14 protein-coding genes and 1 tRNA gene are annotated in these 17,539 nt (G+C 72.9%); 7 read left to right on the top strand and 8 right to left on the bottom strand.

The window, feature by feature from the left end; genetic code table 11:
• Positions 1-205 precede the first annotated feature (205 nt).
• From NOD94_RS18785 to NOD94_RS18770, 4 genes are all read left to right on the top strand, one after another.
• Positions 206-1,552, top strand: coding sequence for a cytochrome P450 (locus NOD94_RS18785; protein ID WP_281207130.1), 1,347 nt, complete (start codon positions 206-208; stop codon positions 1,550-1,552).
• 29 nt (positions 1,553-1,581) lie between these two features.
• On the top strand, positions 1,582-2,646 hold the full coding sequence (locus NOD94_RS18780; protein WP_281207129.1) for an amidohydrolase family protein: 1,065 nt from the start codon (positions 1,582-1,584) through the stop codon (positions 2,644-2,646).
• Positions 2,647-2,686: 40 nt separating this feature from the next.
• Entirely contained in the window at positions 2,687-3,244 is a 558-nt protein-coding gene (locus NOD94_RS18775) for a YceI family protein (RefSeq protein ID WP_281207128.1), read from the top strand.
• Positions 3,245-3,421: 177 nt separating this feature from the next.
• A complete protein-coding gene (locus NOD94_RS18770; protein ID WP_281207127.1) occupies positions 3,422-5,506 on the top strand; it encodes a SpoIIE family protein phosphatase in 2,085 nt (694 codons plus the stop codon).
• Positions 5,507-5,541: 35 nt separating this feature from the next.
• On the opposite strand, the gene NOD94_RS18765 is transcribed toward NOD94_RS18770, so the two are convergent.
• A complete protein-coding gene (locus NOD94_RS18765) occupies positions 5,542-6,504 on the bottom strand; it encodes a class I SAM-dependent methyltransferase (protein ID WP_281207126.1) in 963 nt (320 codons plus the stop codon).
• A 78-nt stretch (positions 6,505-6,582) separates the two neighbouring features.
• On the opposite strand from NOD94_RS18765, the gene NOD94_RS18760 reads away from it, so the two are divergent.
• Positions 6,583-7,167 (top strand): XRE family transcriptional regulator, encoded by a 585-nt coding sequence (locus tag NOD94_RS18760; protein ID WP_281207125.1) that lies wholly within the window; start codon positions 6,583-6,585, stop codon positions 7,165-7,167.
• A gap of 63 nt (positions 7,168-7,230) precedes the next feature.
• On the opposite strand, the gene NOD94_RS18755 is transcribed toward NOD94_RS18760, so the two are convergent.
• The 3 genes from NOD94_RS18755 to NOD94_RS18745 form a co-directional block, all read right to left on the bottom strand.
• Positions 7,231-8,439: a cytochrome P450 gene (locus tag NOD94_RS18755; RefSeq protein WP_281207124.1), complete on the bottom strand. Its 1,209-nt coding sequence runs from the start codon at positions 8,437-8,439 to the stop codon at positions 7,231-7,233.
• Between the two features lie 145 nt (positions 8,440-8,584).
• Positions 8,585-9,814, bottom strand: a complete 1,230-nt coding sequence (locus tag NOD94_RS18750; RefSeq protein ID WP_281207123.1) for a hypothetical protein — start codon at positions 9,812-9,814, stop codon at positions 8,585-8,587.
• Between the two features lie 62 nt (positions 9,815-9,876).
• Entirely contained in the window at positions 9,877-10,596 is a 720-nt protein-coding gene (locus NOD94_RS18745) for a TetR/AcrR family transcriptional regulator (protein ID WP_281207122.1), read from the bottom strand.
• A 185-nt stretch (positions 10,597-10,781) separates the two neighbouring features.
• Here NOD94_RS18745 and NOD94_RS18740 point away from each other — a divergent pair, with 185 nt between their 5' ends.
• Positions 10,782-12,440 carry a CocE/NonD family hydrolase gene (locus NOD94_RS18740; protein WP_281207131.1) on the top strand — a complete coding sequence of 553 codons (1,659 nt, stop codon included), beginning with the start codon at positions 10,782-10,784 and terminating at the stop codon, positions 12,438-12,440.
• A tRNA-Met gene (locus NOD94_RS18735) sits at positions 12,418-12,491 on the top strand. The genes NOD94_RS18740 and NOD94_RS18735 overlap by 23 nt, the downstream gene beginning before the upstream one ends.
• A 47-nt stretch (positions 12,492-12,538) precedes the next feature.
• Here NOD94_RS18735 and NOD94_RS18730 read toward each other — a convergent pair.
• The 4 genes from NOD94_RS18730 to NOD94_RS18715 form a co-directional block, all read right to left on the bottom strand.
• The gene (locus NOD94_RS18730) at positions 12,539-13,120 is read right to left on the bottom strand and encodes a hypothetical protein (RefSeq protein ID WP_281207121.1); all 582 of its coding nucleotides are present in this window, start codon (positions 13,118-13,120) and stop codon (positions 12,539-12,541) included.
• Between the two features lie 68 nt (positions 13,121-13,188).
• Positions 13,189-14,226, bottom strand: coding sequence for a hypothetical protein (locus NOD94_RS18725; protein ID WP_281207120.1), 1,038 nt, complete (start codon positions 14,224-14,226; stop codon positions 13,189-13,191).
• Between the two features lie 34 nt (positions 14,227-14,260).
• A complete protein-coding gene (locus tag NOD94_RS18720; RefSeq protein WP_281207119.1) occupies positions 14,261-15,886 on the bottom strand; it encodes an ABC transporter substrate-binding protein in 1,626 nt (541 codons plus the stop codon).
• A 43-nt stretch (positions 15,887-15,929) separates the two neighbouring features.
• Positions 15,930-17,453 carry an alpha/beta hydrolase gene (locus tag NOD94_RS18715; protein ID WP_281207118.1) on the bottom strand — a complete coding sequence of 508 codons (1,524 nt, stop codon included), beginning with the start codon at positions 17,451-17,453 and terminating at the stop codon, positions 15,930-15,932.
• Positions 17,454-17,539: the final 86 nt, after the last annotated feature.

The following is a 17,539-nucleotide window of genomic DNA, read 5'->3' as shown; positions in this document are numbered from 1 at the left end:
TTCAAGCAAAAGACGCAAAACCAGATTGTCCAATGTGACTGGATTTCAGACGTGTCCTCTTCCGATCGCGGGGCGGGCCCGGTCACGGCGGGCCCGTGCCCGGGGGCGGCCGGCTCACTCGAACGAGGCACGGCCCGTTTCGCGGCGGGGCGCCGCAGGGAACCCGTGAGTCGCCGAACGCGAGCATCACGGAGGGTACTCAGACATGGCGCAGGAGAATGCGGCACCGAACGGCGGCGAATCGCTGCGCGACATCGTGGCGTCCGTTTCCAGGGGCGCGCCGGAGTTCCGGACGTGCCCGCACGCCGTCTACGCGGCGCTGCGCGAGCAGGCGCCGGTGTGCCGTCTGACGCCCTCCCACGGCGTCGAGACGTATCTGATCACGCGTTACGACGACGCCCGCGACGCGCTGTCCGACCCCCGTTTCAGCAAGAACATGCGCGGGGCCCTCGACATTTACCACGCGGTGTACGGCAGCTTCTTCGACGACCTCGACGACAACGTCCTCAACTCGGACCCGCCCCGCCACACACGGCTGCGCCGCGCCCTGAGGGCGGCCTTCAGTCCCCGGCGGGTGGAGGGGATGCGGCCGAGGATCACCGAGATCGCGGAGGGGCTGCTCCGCGCGTGCCCGAAGACGGATCCGGTCGACCTGATCCCCGCGTTCGCGTTCCCGTTCCCGATCACGGTGCTGTGCGAACTGATGGGCATTCCGGAGGAGGACCGCCCGGAGATCCTCGGTCAGTTCGCGGTGGTGACGCGGGCCCGGTTCGATCCCCGGATGGAAGCGGAGCTGAGGGCTGCCGAGGAGTGGCTCCAGGGCCGGCTGAACCGCCTCATCGCGCACACCCGCGCCCACCCCTCGGACTCCTTCCTCAGCGACCTCGTCCGGGCGGAGGACGGGCTGGACGACGCGGAGCTGGTCTCCTCCCTGTGGGTGCTGTTCTTCGCGGGGCACAAGACCACCGCCTTCCAGATCGGGAACTCCGTCCTCGACCTGCTGCTCCGTCCCGACCAACTGGAGAAGCTGCGGCTGAACCCCGCGCTGATCCCCGGGGCGGTGGAGGAACTCGTCCGCTTCGAGGGTTCCGTGGAGACGTCCACCTTCCGGTACGCGGCCGAGGACGCGGAGGTACGGGGCACTCCGATCCCCAAGGGCTCGCTCGTCCAGATCGCCATCTCCTCGGCGAACCGGGACCCGGAGCAGTTCGGCGCCCCCGACGTCCTGGACGTGACCCGGGAGGGGATCCAGGGCATGCACCTGGGCTTCGGGCACGGCACGCACTACTGCCTGGGCGCACCCCTGGCGCGGCTCGAGCTCGAAATCGCGTTGTCCTGTCTCCTGCGGGAGTTCCCGGAGATGGAGCTGGCCGAGTCCGAGGAGGAGGCGCGGGCGGCCCGCTTGAAGGGCCCGGTGGCGGCGTTCCGCGGGCTGGAGAGGCTGCGGCTCGTCCTGGAACCCGTACCGTCCCCCACGGACCGCGGCGCCAAGGCCTCGCCGCGCACGGCGGGCACGCCGATCGCGCCGGCGGCCGTCGTACCCGGCAACTGACCAGACCCCACAACGGATGGTGAATCGGCATGCCTGAAACCGCGAGCACCACCGGGCCGGTCCTTCTGGGAGCCGCTCCGGACGTGCGACCCGGCCCCGCCGGGGACGTCGCCGCGCCCGGTACGGGGGCGGCCCACACGAACCGGTCGAAGATCGACATGCACCACCACTTCTGCGCGCCGGAGTGGCTGGAGTGGGCGGCGCGCCACGAGCTGGTCGACCCGAAGCGGCTCCCGCCGTGGACGCGCCTCGACACCGACGCCGCCGTCGCCTTCATGGACCGCGCGGGGATCGTGACGGCCGTCCTCAAGCCCATGCTGCCCGCCCGCTACCACTCGTCGGCGCAGTTGCGCGAGGCCATCAACATCACGCTGCGGTCGATGATCGAGGTGGCGACCTCCCACCCGGGACGGTTCTCCTTCTACGTCCCGCTCTTCCTCGACGACCAGGACGCGTCCTCGTGGGCGATCCGGCGCGGACTCGGGCAGCTCGGCGCCGTCGGCGTGAACGTGACGGCCAACTACGGGGGCGTCTACCTGGGGGACCCCTCCTACGACCGGGTGTTCTCGGAGCTGAACGAGTTCGGCGCGGTGGTCGACACCCACCCGCACAACCTGCCGGACGGCCCGCCGGGACCTTCGACCGTTCCGGGGATCCCCAACTTCATGTGCGACTTCCTGCTGGACACCACCCGGGCGGCCGTGAACATGATCAGCAAGCGGACACTGGACCGGTTCCCGGACATCTCGGTGATCCTGCCGCACGCGGGCGGCTTCCTGCCGTACATCGCGACGCGCCTGCAGGCCCTCGGGCGGTTCTGCGACCCGCCCGTCGACCCGGGTACCGTCCGCGACCACCTGGGCCGCTTCCACTACGACACGGCGGGACCCATGGCGAGCGCGGCGACCCTCCTCGCGCACGTGCCCGCCGAGCGGATCCTCTTCGGCACCGACTGGCCGGCGGCGCCCGCCGACACCGTCACGGACCTGGCGTTGCCCGCCCTCGACTCCGATCCGGCGTTCACCCCGGAGCAACTCCGGGGGATCTACCACGACAACGCGCTGCGCCTCATCCCGCAGCTCGCCACGGTCTGACGCCCGTCCACCCGCCGCCCCCAACCTCCGGAGCCGGTTCATGAGCACCGCCACCTCCCTCACGTCCCTGACGGGCGACTACGCGCTGGACCCGGCCCACAGCCGGATCGGGTTCGTCGCCCGGCACGCCATGGTCACCAAGGTCCGCGGCTCCTTCGACGAATTCGAGGGCAAGGCCCACCTGGACGGCGGGGATCCGTCCAGGTCCTCGGTGTCCGTCACCATCAGCACGGCGAGCGTCGACACCCGCAACGAGCAGCGGGACGGCCACCTGCGCACCAACGACTTCCTCGACGCGCCCACCTTCCCGAACATCACCTTCGTGTCCACCGCGGTGGCACAGCTCGACGACACCACCTTCCGCGTCACCGGCGACCTCACCATCAAGGACGTCACCCGGTCGATCGACATCGACTTCGAGTTCCAGGGCAGCGCCACCGACCCGCAGGGCAACCTGCGCGTCGGACTGGAGGGCTCGGTACCGATCAGCCGCAAGGACTACGGGATCACCTGGAACGCGGCGCTCGAAGGCGGCGGCGTCCTGGTCGGCGACAAGGTGGTGCTGGAGTTCGACGTGTCCGCCGTCCGACAGGCCTGACCGCCGGACCGACGGCCGAGGGGCGTTCCCCGGCCGTCGGCGCGACCATGGGGAGTGTGGAGGAGACGCGGCCCGCGGAACCGGACCGGGCGACCGGCCGGGCCGTGGGGTGCGGCACGCCGTTGAAGGGGGTCGGTGCGACACGGGGCTGAGGCTGCCCGAGAGGGCGGGTACGGAATGCACGAGGAGCCACTGGCGGATCTGATCAGCCACGCCGCCCAGGACGCGGGCGGTTGGCTCGGCGCCCTGCAGGTGGCCCTGCTGGCCACCAGCGGCGACGGGACGATCGTGCGCTGGAACCAGGGAGCGCAGCACCTGCTGGGATACCTCCCGCCCCAGGTGCTGGGGCGGCACATCGCCGATCTGCTGCATCCGGGGGCCGACCGCAGCCTGGGCCGTTCCCTGTGGGAGACGGCGGCCGGTGGGCACGGGGTGATGGGGACGGTCACCGCGTGGCACCGCGACGGTCATCCGCTGGAGCTGGAGATCTGGGCCTGCCCCGTGCCCGACCGGCGCGACGGCGCCTCGGCGGTCCTCGTGTTCGCGGCCGACGCGCACGCCGCGCGCCGCATCCGGGGGTCGTCGGCCGTCTGGGACGGGCTGTTCGCCCGCTCCCCGGTCGGCATCGCCGTCCTCGACACCCAGCTGCGGTTCCTCCAGGTCAACCCGGCCCTGGAGGCGATGAACGGGTTGGCCGAGTCCGCGCACGTCGGCCGGCGCCTGGCCGAGGTGCTGCCCGAGGTGAACGCGGGCGACATGGAGGACGCGATGCGGCGGGTCCTCGCGACGGGCGAACCCGTGCTGGACCGTCGCCGCACGGGCCGTACCCCGGCCGACCCGGAGCACGACCACGTGTGGTCGTGCTCGTACGTGCGCGTGGAGGATCCCGGTGGTAGGCCGATCGGCGTCATCGCGTCCCTCCTCGACATCACCGAGCAGCAGCGCGACCACACCGAGGCGGAGGCCGGGCGGCGCAGGCTCGCCCTGCTCAGTGAGGCCAGCGCCCGCATCGGCGCCAGCCTGGACCTGGAGCGCACGACCCAGGAGCTGGCCGACCTGGCCGTCCCGCACCTGGCCGACGCGGTCACCGTGGACGTGCTGGACGTACTGGCGAGGGGCCACGAGCCGGGCATGGGGCTGGCCGGGGGCGTAGCCCTGCGGCGCCTGGGCAAGGCCCCGCTGACCGGGTCTGCGATCACCAACATCCTGGCCCCGCTCGGCAGGACCCTCACCTTCCCGGCGGCGGCGCCCTACACGCAGGCCCTCGGGGCCCGCCAGCCGTTCCTGGTGGCCCGGTTCGACGAGCGGTCCATCGCCCCGGCGGCGCGGCACTCCCCCAAGCCCGAGCAGCTGCTCAAGGCGGGCGTGCACTCCTTCATGATGGTGCCGCTCACGGCCCGGGACGTGGTCCTCGGAGTCGCCACCTTCTACCGCACCCGGCCGGTGGGACCCTTCGGGTCGGACGACGTCACCCTGGCGGGTGAGCTCGCCGCCCGGACCGCCATCAGCATCGACAACGCTCGGCTGTACCGGCACGAGCACGAGACGGCCGTGGTCCTGCAGCGCAGCATGCTGCCGCAGCACGTCTCCCCGCCCCTGGGCATCGAGACGGCCCACCGCTACCTCGCCGCCAGCGACGTCAACGAGGTCGGCGGGGACTGGTACGACGTCCTCCCGCTGAGCGGCGGGAGGGCCGCCCTCCTCATCGGTGACGTCATGGGCCACGGCATCGCCGCCGCGGCGGTCATGGGCCGGCTGTCGGCCACGGTCCGCGCCCTGGCGCGCCTCGACATGCAGCCGACGGCCCTGTTGCACCAGCTGGAGGCGACGCTCGCGGACCTCGCCGAGCCGATGCTGGCCACCTTCCTGTACCTGGAGTGCGATCCGGCCACCGGTCGTTGCAGCGTCACCCGGGCCGGGCACCCGCCGCCGGCGGTGGCGGAGCCCGACGGCACCGTCTACCTGCTCGAAACCCCGCCCGGGGTGCCCCTGGGCGTCGGGGGCGTCGGCTTCACGACGACCGACTTCACCGTGCCCCTGGGCAGCCTCCTGGTCCTGTACACGGACGGGCTGGTCGAGGCCCGCAACCACGACATCGACGAACGGCTGGGCGAGCTGACGCGGCTGCTCACCGAACCGGAGCAGCCGCTCGACCACCTGTGCGACACGCTGATCACCCATCTGGTGCCGGCCTCCGCCGACGACGACATCGCCCTCCTCGCCGCCCGTATCGGCACGGTCCGGCGATCCACACCGGGCTGACGGGCAGGCCGGGCCGGCGGCGCTCCGGGTCGCGGTCAGTGGGCCGGGCGCACCCCGGTGAAGACCGTGCCGGCGGACAGCAGGAAGGCATCGGGGCGGCGCAGGATGCCGGCCTCCGACCCGGGGTCGGTCAGGACGGCGAGGGTCTTGCCGTCCTCCGCGTCCAGGGAGTCGGTCATCTTCTCCCGCAGCCGGCTCAGGTGGTCCTGGAGGAAGGCGCGGGCCGGTTCCCCCAGCGGGGCCGGGAGGTCGAGCAGGGTGGTGAAGGCGCCCACCGGGCCGAGGCCTGCGCGGCCGAGCATCGCCGGCCAGTCCTCGATCAGGGAGGCGCTGCCGGGCAGTTCGGCCCGCATGACGTCGAACCAGTACTCCAGGGCGGCGTCGAGACGGGCCTGGAGTCCCGGTGCGCCCAGGCCGATGTCGCGGGGCAGGAACCGCATCGGCAGCCCGGCCTCCGCGACGGCGAGCACGCCGCCGGGCCGCAGCAGGGCCGCGAGCCCGTCGAGCGCCGCCTGCTGGTCCCCGAGGTGGTGGACGGCCTTGCTGCTCCAGATCAGGTCGGCGGCGCCGAGGCCGTCGAGGCCCTCGGGCAGTTCCGCGTGCCGGACGGTGACCCGCCCGTCGAGACCGAGCCGCTCGGCGCGGGCCAGCGTGTGGTCGAGCAGGGCGGGGGTGGCGTCCACGGCGACGACCTCGGCCTCCGGGAAGGCTTCGGCGAGGACGCAGGTCATCACGCCGGGCCCGCTGCCGACGTCCAGGACGCGCCGGACCCGCGTCCCCGCGCCGGCGAGCAGCTCCCCGAGGCGGGCCGCCGTGCCGCGCAGGACCGGGAGCTGGATCTCCCCGTTGGTCTCCAGTTGGGTTGCCATGGCCGCCCAGTCGATGTCGGTACCGTGGTCGTGGCCGTGGCCGTGGGCTTGCCCCTGGCCGTGGGGGGCGGCGTGACCGGCGCCGTGGCCGTGCCGGTGGGTGGGTCCGGAAGCGCTGTGGGTGCTCATGGGCGGGAGCCTGCACCCCTCCGCATCCCGACGGCAAATATTGTTGCCGTTTCCGGGACGGCGGAGTGAAATGCCCTCATGGACACCCCAACCCCCTACCGAGCGGTCCTCGACGAGGTCGCCCCCAGGCTCCGGCGGCTGCGCACCCAGCGCGGCCTCACCCTGGCCGCCCTCTCCGAGGAGACGGGCATCTCCAAGAGCACGCTGTCCCGGCTGGAGTCCGGTCAGCGGCGCCCGAGTCTGGAGCTGCTGCTCCCGCTCGCCTCCGCTTACCACGTTCCGCTGGACGACCTGGTCGGCGCCCCGGAGGTCGGTGATCCCCGGGTGCGGCTGACGCCCCGCCCGCTGCCGCACGGCGGGACGGTCGTTCCGCTGACCCGCACCCCGGGCCCGCTCCAGGCGTACAAGATGCTGATCCCCGACCGGGGAAGCGAACCGGAGCTGCGTACGCACGAGGGCTACGAGTGGTTGTACGTGCTCGACGGTCGGCTGCGGCTCGTCCTGGCCGAGCACGACCTGATCCTCGGGCCCGGCGAGGCCGCCGAGTTCGACACCCGGCTCCCCCACTGGTTCAGCAGCGCGGACGGGCGGCCCGTGGAGGTCCTCAGCCTGTTCGGGCGGCAGGGGGAACGAATGCACGTGCGCGCGAAGCCGAGCGGCTGACGCCGGGGCCCGACGCGGGCCGGCAGGCGCACCCGCCCCGACCGGCCGACTCGGGAGCCCGGTTCACCAGCGGACGGGCAGCTCCCGGACTCCCCTGAGAAGCATGCCGCGCAGCCACTCCGGCTCGGTCGCGTCGGCGTCACGGGTGAGCCCCGGGAAGCGCTCCAGCAGGGAGCGCAGCGCGATGCGGCCCTCCATCCGGGCCAGTGGGGCGCCCAGACAGTGGTGCAGCCCGTGCCCGAAGGCGATGTGACCGCGGGCGTCGCGGTGGATGTCGAACCGGTCCGGCTCCCGGAAGCGCGCGGGGTCGCGGTCGGCGTCGGCCATGGCGATGAGGACGGCGGAGCCGGCGGGGATCACGACCCCGCCCATCTCCACGTCCTGCAGGGCGAGCCGTTCGGTGCACGTCTCGACCGGGCCGTCGTAGCGGAGCATCTCCTCGATCGCGCCGTCCAACAGGCCGGTGTCGGCGCGGAGGTCGGCGAGCTGGTCGGGGTGGGCGAACAGGGCCCGCATGCCGTTGCCGATCATGTGGACCGTGGTCTCGTGTCCGGCGATCAGCAGGAGCAGGCTCATCCCGATGAGCTCGTCCGGCGAAAGGCTGTCCCCGCCCTCGTCGACGGTGTGGATGAGCCCGCTGAGCAGGTCGTCCCCGGGCGCGGCGCGCTTGGCGTCGATGAGGGAGACCAGGTAGCGGGGCATCTCCTCGTAGGCGGCCGCCTCGGCCTCGGGGCTGGTGCGGGCGACCATTTCGTTGGACCACGTGCCGAACGCGCCGCGGTCCAGTTCGGGGACGCCGAGCAGCTCGCACATGACGGTCATCGGCAGCGGGAAGGCGAAGGCCTGCACCAGGTCGGCTCCGCGGTGCTCGTTCGCCTCCATGGCGTCGAGCAGTTCGTCGGCCACCTGCTGGATGCGCGGCGCGAGGGCCTCGATGCGGCGGGTCGTGAACTCCCGTGCCACCAGGCGGCGCAGCCGGGTGTGGTCCGGCGGGTCGGACATCAGCATGTGGGCGAGGCCCGGCTGGTCCTGGCCGGTGTTGATGATCTGGCTGATGTTCCCGGACCCGCGCCAGTCACGGCTCAGCCGCGGGTCGGTGAAGGCGGTGCGACAGGCGTCGTGTCCGACGACCAGCCACATGTCCCTTCCGTCGGGTGTGCTGACGTGGTGGACCGGCCCGCGTCGGCGCAGGCTCGCGTAGACCGGGTAGGGGTCGCGGACGAAGTCCGGACTGAGATCCAGCAGGTCGACGACCGTGGGCTGGGATGACATCCATTCCCCCTGAATCGAATGCGTGCCGATGCCTGCGCGACCGCGCGGCATTCCCACAGTAGCCACGGCGCGGTTGCGCCTGTCGCTCACCCTGTTGTCGTCGTTCCCCTCCACCTGACCAGCGCGGGCTTCGCCCCGGCGGGGGTCAACCGCCCGCCGCCGTAGGGCTCGGCGCCCGGTTCAGGAGCTCCATCCGCTGCTCCGCGAGACGCAGGTGGTCGGGGTTCGGGTGCGGCAGGGAGCGCAGGAGGTCGAGGAGTTCGAGTCCCGCTCGTGTCGCCGTGTCCGGATCCTTGAGGCGGGTCCAGCAGTGGAGCGCTCCGGTCGCGGCGGCCCGGACCTCGGGGGCGTCGGCGGGCTGCCGGGCCAGGCGGGTGCGGCCCGCGGTGATCCACAGCCGGGTGGCGAGCGGGAAGTCGTCGGCCATCCGGGCGAGGTCGGCGCGGATCTCCAGCCATTCGAGGGCCTCGTCGGAGGTCGATCCGCGGGTCCGCAGGACGTGTTGTTCCCACGCCCGCGCGAGGTCGGCCGCCTCCGGGTGCCGCCCGGAGGTGGCCAGGGCGTGGATGTGGGCGCGCGGATCCCGCTCGGGTACGGGGACATCGGCCGCCCGTGACGGCTCCGGGGCCGGTACGGGGAACCCCTGTGCCGGGCCGGTGGCGTGCGCCCCGGCTGCGGGGGGCCCGACCGGTCGGGGGCGCGTGCCGAGCGCGCGGGCGGTCGGCAGGACGAGGGAGCCCGGCGGGAGCGCGGCGGCGCCCACGGCGAGGGCGTGCAGGCGCAGGTGGTCCGGGCGGGTGGGGTTGCTGTGGAGCTGGTCGATCCAGTGCCGCGTGTAGCTGCTCACCGTGTTGCCGCCGCCGACGGATCCGGGCGGGCGGACCACGCCGTACACGTCGGCGGTGGGGGTCTCGGGCGGGCCACCGTACTCCTGGAGCAGCGGCCAGGCCGCCCTGTCCGCCACGAGGTCGAGGAGCAGCGTGGTCAACCCGGGCGGGCGGTCGCGCAGTTCGCCGCCGAGCCAGTCCCAGGGCAGGGCCGTCCAGCGGACGGAGGCGCTGGTCGTGCCCGCCAGGGCGAGGTGGAGCCGGTGCGCGCGGCGATCGACGGTCAGCCGGCCGGACAGGTAGACGAACAGCGGGCCCGGGGTCGCCGCGGCCGTGCGCAGCCGCGTCAGGACGGTGTTCGGGTCGCGGACCCCGTCGAGGTAGGTGGTGTCGCCGGGGGCGTCGCTGTTCAGCAGCCCGGCGACGGGGACCACTCCCAGCGCCGCCAGGTTGGCGCTCGGCGCGACCTGGACGGCCCGTCGGCGCACGGCGGCGTCGCCCGCCACGAGAAGCACGTGTCCCCGCTGCCGCGGACCCTCGATCTGCATGCACGAAAGGTACTCACACCGCGGGCGGCGCGGCGCCGGCGGTGCGTCCCCCGGGCGGCGGATCAGTCGGTGTCGAGGCCGTCGACCAGTCGGTTCAGGAACCGTTCGAACGTGGCTCCGGGGGTGACGGGCCGGGCGGGCGCGTTCAGGACCTCGGCCAGTTCCGGGTGGTGGCCGTCGGCCGCGACGGCGGCCAGGTAGCGGGCTTCGGCCGCCATCCGGTCGGGCGAGGCCGCCGCGGCCTCCTGCGCGAGTTCGTGCGCGACGTGTCCGGACACGAATCCGGTGAGCTGGGCGAAGACTTCCAGTCGCGCCGTCGCGTCGAGCCCGGTGGGGCGCAGCGCGGCGAGGGCGTGTTCCAGGAAGGTGAGGGCGTGGGGGCCGAGTGAGCGGCGGCCGTGCAGGGCTGCGGGCAGCCAGGGGTGACGGAGCATCAGCGCGCGCTGGAGGTGGGCGATGGCCTTCAGGTCGGCGCGCCAGTCGCCGCTCGGCGGCTCCGGGGCGGGCAGTTCGGCGTTGACCCGGTCGGCCATCAGGTCGAGCAGGGTCTCCTTGTCGGGGGCGTAGCTGTACAGCGACATGACGCCGGCGCCGACCTCGGCCGCGACCCGGCGCATGGTGACGGCGTCGATGCCTTCGGCGTCCGCCAGGGTGACGGCCGCCGCCGTGATCGCCTCGCGGGTGAAGGCGGGCCTGCGTCCCCTGCGGGGCTTTTCGGGGCTCAGCCACAGGTGTCCGGGGTCGACTCCGTCGGCGGCGCCGGGTGCGCCCTCTGCGGTCACGGTGCTGGTGTTCCTTCCTTTTCGGCTGCGGCTCCTGTCGGTCCCATCCAAGCATCCTCTATTCTCGTACCATGTACGAGAATAATGGAGGGGAACTCATGACACCTGCCCACGACGCCCCGCCCAGGACGGCCTCGACAGCCTGGACGCCGCCCGCCGGCAAGCCGCCGCTGTCCGCACGCCTGATGAGGGCCGGTTGGCGCCGACTCCCGGCCCGTCTCCACGAGGTCGGCCTGGAGCGGGGACTCGCCGTCCCGGCCGCCGACGGCAGCCCGCTCGTCACCGACCACTACTTCCCCCGCGCACAGGGCGACTTCCCGACGCTCCTCGTCCGTTCGCCCTACGGCAGGGGCCTGCCGTGGGGGCCCCAGTACGGCATGCTCTTCGCCGAACAGGGCTTCCACGTGGTCCTGCAGAGCTGCCGGGGAACGGGCGGCTCGGGCGGCCGCTTCCACCTCTGGCGCAACGAGGCCGGCGACGGCGCGGCCACCGTCGCATGGCTGCGGGAGCAGCCCTGGTTCGACGGCACCCTGGGCACGATCGGCCCCAGCTACCTCGGCTACACGCAGTGGGCACTGGCCCTGGAGCCGCCGCCGGAGCTGAGGGCGATGGTCGTCCAGCTCGGCCTGCACGACCCCCGGGCGCTGTTCCACGCGGACGGCGCCCTCCAGCTGGAGCACGCCCTCCTCGTCGGCACCGCCATCACCCACCAGCACCAGGGCGCACTGCCCTTCCTGAGGGCGACGCTGCGCCTGCGGCGCCTCCTGCGCGGCCTCACCCCCTCCACCCCGCCGCCGGACTCGCACGCGGACGCGCTCGGCGGCGTACCCGCCTGGCTTGACGAGGCGATCGCCGCCCCGGACCCGAACGACCCTTACTGGGGCGGCGCGTCCACCTCGGCGGCCGCCGAGGTGCCGGGCGTGCCCACCGCGATGATCACCGGCTGGTACGACACCCTCGCCGGCCAGACCTTCGAGCAGTACGCCCGGCTACGGCGGGCGGCCGGACGCGACAGCAGCCTCCTCGTCGGACCGTGGACCCACACCTCCGCCCTCGGGAAGGGCTGGCCCGAGGTGTTCGCGGAGAGCCTCGCCTGGCTGCGCGCCCACCTGTGCTCCGACCCCTCCGGCCTGCGCCCCACGGCCGTACGGGTCCACGTCGGAGGCCAGGACGCCTGGCGGGACCTCGACGACTGGCCGCCGCCCCGGTCCGCCCGCCCCTGGTTCCCCGCGCCGGACGGTCACCTGATCCGGCAGGCCCCCGACGGCGGCGCACCGCTCGCCTCCTTCACGTACGACCCCGCCGAACCCACCCCGTCCGTCGGCGGCCCACTGCTGTCGCTCGGCGCCGGACCGCGCGACAACACCACCCTGGAGGCCCGCGGCGACGTCCTGACCTTCACCGGGCCGCCGCTCACGGAGCCCGTCGACGTACTGGGCCCGGTCCTCGCCCGGCTGAGCCTCTCCGCCGACGGGCGCGCGGTGGTCTTCACGCGCCTGTGCGACGTGGACCCCCGGGGCCGTTCCACGAACGTCTGCGACGGACCGGCCGCGCTGCGGACCGACGGCGCGGCGCCCGTACGGGTCACCGCCACGATGGGCCACACCGCGTATCGCTTCGCCGCCGGTCACCGCATCCGCTGGCAGATCAGCGCCGCCCCCCACCCCCGTTTCGCCCCCGCCCCGCACCCGACGGACGGCGCCGCGGTCGGGCCGGTGCGGATCACCGTCCACGCCGACTCCGCGCTCGTGCTCCCCGACGGCGCTCCCGGCGACGTGGTCACCGGCACCCCTCCCGGTGCCGTAGGGTTGGGTTCACCGACGCGGGGTGGAGCAGCTCGGTAGCTCGCTGGGCTCATAACCCAGAGGTCGCAGGTTCAAATCCTGTCCCCGCTACTGCCCGGGAGGGGCTCGGATCCGTTCGGATCCGGGCCCCTCCCGTTTTATGTGGCCGGTTCGGGGCTCCTGGCGGCGATCAGTCCGGCCGCGCCCAGGAGCAGGACGGCCCACACCGCGGGCTTCCACGGCGACGTGGTGCCCGCCGGCTCCGGGGACACCCGTCGCCGGGCGTCGTAGGCGACCTCGATCTCCTCGCCCCGTGCCGGCGGGGGCCCGTCGCCCTTCAGTTCGTCGGGGTAGCCACCAGGACAGTCGAGGTCGACGCGGTGCACGGTCTTGGCGGGCGGAGCGCCCTCGCCGTATGACCCCTGCACCTGACTGTGGACCTCGCGCACCACGCAGACGGCGCTCTCGGCCCGCCCGGCGGCCCGGTCCGCCGTCGTCACGGTGAGCAGCAGGCCCACCGCCAGGAACAGCGCCCCGAAGAGCGCACCGCCGCCGTGGACCCTTACGAAGTACACCGCGCAGGCCGCGCCGCACAGCACCGCCCCGACGGCGACGGCCACCGCGGCCGGCGGCGAGCCCGGCCCCGCGAAGTACCAGTGGGCCCAGCCGTACAGCGCCGCCGCGGCGACGCCCGGCAGCACCGCCGTCGGCCGAAACCCGCGCCCGTTCCCTGCCCCCACCCGCACCCGCACCACCCCCGGCAGTGGGGACGCCGTCCGGCGTCCGGCGGTTGCCGCTCGTGACGGGGCTACTGGATGCTCAGGCGGTGCGGGTGGTCGGGATCGTCGGGGCAGACGAAGACGTTGAGTTCGCCCGAGCGGCCCACGGTGACCTCGGTCGGCGTGGCGAAGGGGTGCGGGGCCAGGCCGTCTTCCTCCAGCGGTCTCCAGCTGCCGCTTCCGCCGTCCCACTCCGTGCTGTCGACGGTCAGCAGCAGACGCATCGGTGTCGCACAGGTCGGGCAGTCCATCGGGTACGGGTCGGTGGCGTGCCAGGAGGCGAAGCCGCCGACACGCCAGCCCGGTGGGATCGACAGGTCGTACTGGTAACCCACCGGCGCCGCCGTGTCCTCGTCCGCCGATTGCTCGGCCTCCTCCAGGGCCTCTTCCCAGGCGTCGATCCGGGCGCACAGGTCCTCCGGGAGGAGGCCGGGGAACGGGTACGTGGCCACCTGTTCCGGATGCAGTGCGCAAGGCTCCGGCACGTACCCCTCGTAGCCGACGACCTGCGGCCGCGGCGGTGCGGTCAGCACGTCGGTGACCTCCCACGAGCGGCGCCGGCGAAGGTCGAGCAGCATCTCGGAGCCGCTCGGGCCGTGTGCGTCGAACGGGCACCAGAACACCTGGAGCAGATCGCAGCCGTCCGGCATGGCCGGCATGGCCGGCAGGTCCGGGACGTCCCTCGCATACAGCTGGGCGAGACCGATCAGCGGCAGCGGACCGGTTGCCGCGTCCCCTTCGACGCGATGCCGTCGATCGAGTTCGTCGAGCAGCCGCCGTTCTTCCTCCGTGGGACCGGGGTTCGGTTCCCGGCGCCATGCGGCTGCCAGGAGGTGCCGTCGCCGGTGGATGTCCTCCGGACGTCGGCCGACCGCGTGGCCGTGGGGCTCGGTGCAGACCGGCCAGGGTTCGTCCGACGGCCAGAGCAGCGGACCTCCGACGGAACTCGCCGTCGCGTCCGGGCGCCCCGGGCGCGGATGGAGCCGGGTGGTGGTGCCCCGGTAGGCCTTCAGCTCCGGGAAGAGCGCCTCGACATCGAGCGGGCGCGGCGGTGTGGTCCTCGACATGCAGGTGACTTTAGACAGCGCACCGGCACTGTCGTCAGCCGACCTCGATCTGTTCGTAGACCGGAGCGCCGAACTGGTTCAGCGTCACGTTCGAGAGGCGTTCGGAGAAGCCGACGCCGCCGTTCTGGTACCAGAGGGGAATCGCCGGCATCCGCTCGGCCAGGACCTTCTCGGCGTCCAGGAACAGCGCCGTGGCCCGGTCGGTGTCCGGCTCCGCCCTGGCGGCCTCGACGAGGCGGTCGAAGCGGCCGTCGCTGAAACCGGAGTCGTTGACGGGACCGTCGGTGTGGAAGAGGGGTTCCAGGAACTCCTGGATGTACGGGTAGTCGCCCTGCCAGCTGGACCTGAAGGGGCCGGGTACCTGGTGGCCCTCGACGCGGTCGCGGAACTCGGCGAAGGTACCGACCGGGTCGATGACGCAGACCGGGCCCTGCCCCAGGGCGTTGTTGACGCTGTTGCAGACCGCTTCCATCCATTCGCGGTGCGATCCGGCGTCCGTGTTCGAGGTGATCGTCATCCTGCCGCCGGGCAGTCCGCCACCCTCCGCGACGAGACGTTTGGCCTCCACCGGGTCGTAGGCGCAGGCCTCCCCGCACACGTCGTCGGAATAGCCGCCCCGGACGCCGAGGGCCGGGGAGGTCCAGTCCTTGGCCGGCGTCCGGGTGCCGCGGAAGATCTGCCGGGTGATCTCGTCCCGGTCGATCGCCATGGAGATGCCCTTGCGGACCTTCTCCATCCCGGGCCCGTTCCACCGGGCGTCGTACATCGGGAAGCCGAGGGTCTGGATGATCAGGGCAGGCCGGGTCAGGTACCGGTCGCCGAGGTCCTCCCGGACCTTCTTCAACTGCTGCCCGGAGATGTCATCGACGAGATCGAGGTTGCCGGCGAGCAGGTCCGTGTAGGCCGTGTTGTTGTCGGTGTACACCTTGAGGTCGATGCCGCCGTTCTGCGCCTTGTCCGCACCGGGGTATCCGTCCCACCTGCGCAGTTTCATCACGGTGCCCTTGGCGTACGAGTCCACCGTGTAGGGGCCGTTACCGACGGGACGGGCCAGCCACCCGGCGTGGTCGGTGAAGAAGGTCCTGGGCAGGGGGAGGAAGGGGTGCTGGCCCAGGATCTGCGGCCACCTGGGGTTGGGCTCCTTCAGGGTGACCGTGAAGGTTCTCGGGTCCTTGACGGCCAGTCCGGACATGGCTGTCGCCGTGGGCTCGCCGGAGGTCGGGTGCAGGGCGTCGTAGCCGACGATGCTCGCGAAGTACCCCGCGTTCTTCTGTGTGTTGCGGAGGTCCGCCGCGTAGTTCCAGGCGTCGACGAAGGACCGCGACGTGACCGGTTCACCGTTGCTGAACGTCCAACCGTCCTTGAGGGTGACGGTGAAGGTCCGGCCGTCCGTCGTCCTGATGCTCTCGGCGAGTTGGTCCTTGGTCTCGCCCGTCCCCGGGTCGTACCTCCTGAGACCCCTGAAGGCCATGTCCAGGACCCTGATGCCCTGGGACTCGTTGCTGTCGCCCGGCTCCAGCGCGCTCTGCGGGTCGCCCCAGGAAGCGCTGACGATGTCGGCGCGCTCGCCGTCACCGCCACCTCCCCCTCCGCACGCCGTCGCCACCAGGGCGATGGCCGTCACGACCGCGGCCCACCCGGCCCGGTGAACTCCTCGCATGGAGCGCCTCCTCGGCTTCCGGGGGCGTGGGCCGCCGGGCGGCCTACTTGCCCTTCGCGTTCACTTCCTCTGCGGGGCAGACCGTGTTCCCGCCGACCCAACCGGCGTCCTCGCCCTTCCCCGCGTTCCCTTCCGGTAGCCGGCCCGTCAACATGAACCGGTCGACGTGCCGCTTCACGCAAGTGGAGTGGGTGTAGCCGGTGTGGCCGTGGCCCCGGTAGTCGACGACGACGGCCGAACCGAGCCGGCGGGCCATCTCCTCGGTCCAGGAGTACGGGGTCGCCGGGTCGTTGCGGACTCCCACGAGGAGCATCGGCGGGGCTCCGGGGTGGTCGATGTCCGCGACGAACCGGTCCGCCCGGGGTTGGCCGTGGCAGAGTTCGGTCTCCGAGAGCTCGCCGCGTCCGAAGATCGGGGAGGCTTTCCGGAACTCCGGCAGCAGGGTGTCCAACTTGCGCTGGACCGCGGCGGCGTCACCGGCTCCGCGGTCGGTGTAGTCGGCGCAGTTCACCACCGTCAGGGCGGCGCCCTCGTTGTCCGCCTCCGGCTCGGCGAGGGCCGCCAGGGACGTGATGTCCCCGTTCCGCTCCAGCAGGCCCAGGCCGCGTGCCAGTTCGGGCCAATCAGTGGTCCGGTACAGCCCGTTCTCGATGGCGAGGGCCAGCGACTGGCCGGTGAACTCCTCGCCGGCCGCGGTCCGCAGCGGGGTCTCGTCCAGCCTGGCCACCAGCCGTTCGGTCTTCTCGACGGCCTGCCTCGGTTCCGTGCCCGCGAAGACGCAGCCGGGCTGCGCGGTACACCAGGTGACGAACCCCTCGAAGGCGAGCTGCTGGCCCTTCGTGACCTCCAGGGCCTGTTCGGTCACCGGTTTGGAGAGGGTGTCGACGCCGTCGAGCACCATCCGACCGACGCGCCGCGGGAACTGGGCCGCGTAGACGGCGCCGATCCGGGTGCCGTAGGAGGCGCCGACGTAGTTGAGTTTCGGCTCGCCGAGCGCCGCGCGCAGGACGTCCATGTCGCGGGCGACGTCCGCCGTGCCCACGTGGTGCAGGATCGGGCCGGTACGGCTCTCGCAGGCTCGGTTCGCGGCCTCGGTGGCCTTCAACAGTTCGGCGGCGGCCATGTACTCGGTGCCCACGAGCGGCAGGGCGCCGCCGCAGCTGATGGGGGAGCTCCGGGCGATGCCCCGGGGGTCGAAGCCGACCATGTCGTAGGACCGGGCGAGGTCCCGCCAGCGGTCGTAGCGCTCGGCCGTGCCCTTGGCTCCGCTCGCGCCGGGCCCCCCGTAGTTGAGCACCACCGAGCCCAGCCGGTGCGGCCCGGTGGCCGGGATCCGGGACAGGGCCAGCTCGATGGTGCCCTGAGCGGGGTTCGCGTGGTCGAGGGGAACCGTGAGCGTCCCGCACCGCATGACCGCGGGGTGGGAGGCCGGGCACGGGCCCCAAACGATCTTCTGCTGGTAGAACGTGGCGAGTCGGCGATCGTCCGGGTCCGGTGGTGGCGCGGTGACGCCGAGAGTGGTCACGGCGGTCAGGGCCGCGGCACAGAGGAGGGTCGTGCATCGCATGGCACGCTCCGAGGGGTGTACCCCTCTCCCACCATAGCCGGCGGTGGCGGAGGCTGCGCGTCCTGGAAGGGGCCGTGCCCCCGGCG

Source organism: Streptomyces sp. Isolate_45 (assembly GCF_024721315.2).
In the GTDB taxonomy this organism is placed as follows: domain Bacteria; phylum Actinomycetota; class Actinomycetes; order Streptomycetales; family Streptomycetaceae; genus Streptomyces.
The sequence above is the reverse complement of the archived record's forward strand: the minus strand, read 5'-3'. Positions and strand labels throughout refer to the sequence as shown.

Excerpts from the sequence above, each read along its gene's own strand:
- NOD94_RS18750 (WP_281207123.1), bottom strand. The coding sequence starts at position 9,814 with ATGCAGATCGAGGGTCCGCGGCAGCGGGGACACGTGCTTCTCGTGGCG.
- NOD94_RS18715 (WP_281207118.1), bottom strand. The coding sequence starts at position 17,453 with ATGCGATGCACGACCCTCCTCTGTGCCGCGGCCCTGACCGCCGTGACC.
- NOD94_RS18765 (WP_281207126.1), bottom strand. The coding sequence starts at position 6,504 with ATGAGCACCCACAGCGCTTCCGGACCCACCCACCGGCACGGCCACGGC.
- NOD94_RS18740 (WP_281207131.1), top strand. The coding sequence starts at position 10,782 with ATGAGGGCCGGTTGGCGCCGACTCCCGGCCCGTCTCCACGAGGTCGGC.
- NOD94_RS18720 (WP_281207119.1), bottom strand. The coding sequence starts at position 15,886 with ATGCGAGGAGTTCACCGGGCCGGGTGGGCCGCGGTCGTGACGGCCATC.
- NOD94_RS18785 (WP_281207130.1), top strand. The coding sequence starts at position 206 with ATGGCGCAGGAGAATGCGGCACCGAACGGCGGCGAATCGCTGCGCGAC.
- NOD94_RS18770 (WP_281207127.1), top strand. The coding sequence starts at position 3,422 with ATGCACGAGGAGCCACTGGCGGATCTGATCAGCCACGCCGCCCAGGAC.
- NOD94_RS18775 (WP_281207128.1), top strand. The coding sequence starts at position 2,687 with ATGAGCACCGCCACCTCCCTCACGTCCCTGACGGGCGACTACGCGCTG.
- NOD94_RS18760 (WP_281207125.1), top strand. The coding sequence starts at position 6,583 with ATGGACACCCCAACCCCCTACCGAGCGGTCCTCGACGAGGTCGCCCCC.
- NOD94_RS18725 (WP_281207120.1), bottom strand. The coding sequence starts at position 14,226 with ATGTCGAGGACCACACCGCCGCGCCCGCTCGATGTCGAGGCGCTCTTC.
- NOD94_RS18780 (WP_281207129.1), top strand. The coding sequence starts at position 1,582 with ATGCCTGAAACCGCGAGCACCACCGGGCCGGTCCTTCTGGGAGCCGCT.
- NOD94_RS18755 (WP_281207124.1), bottom strand. The coding sequence starts at position 8,439 with ATGTCATCCCAGCCCACGGTCGTCGACCTGCTGGATCTCAGTCCGGAC.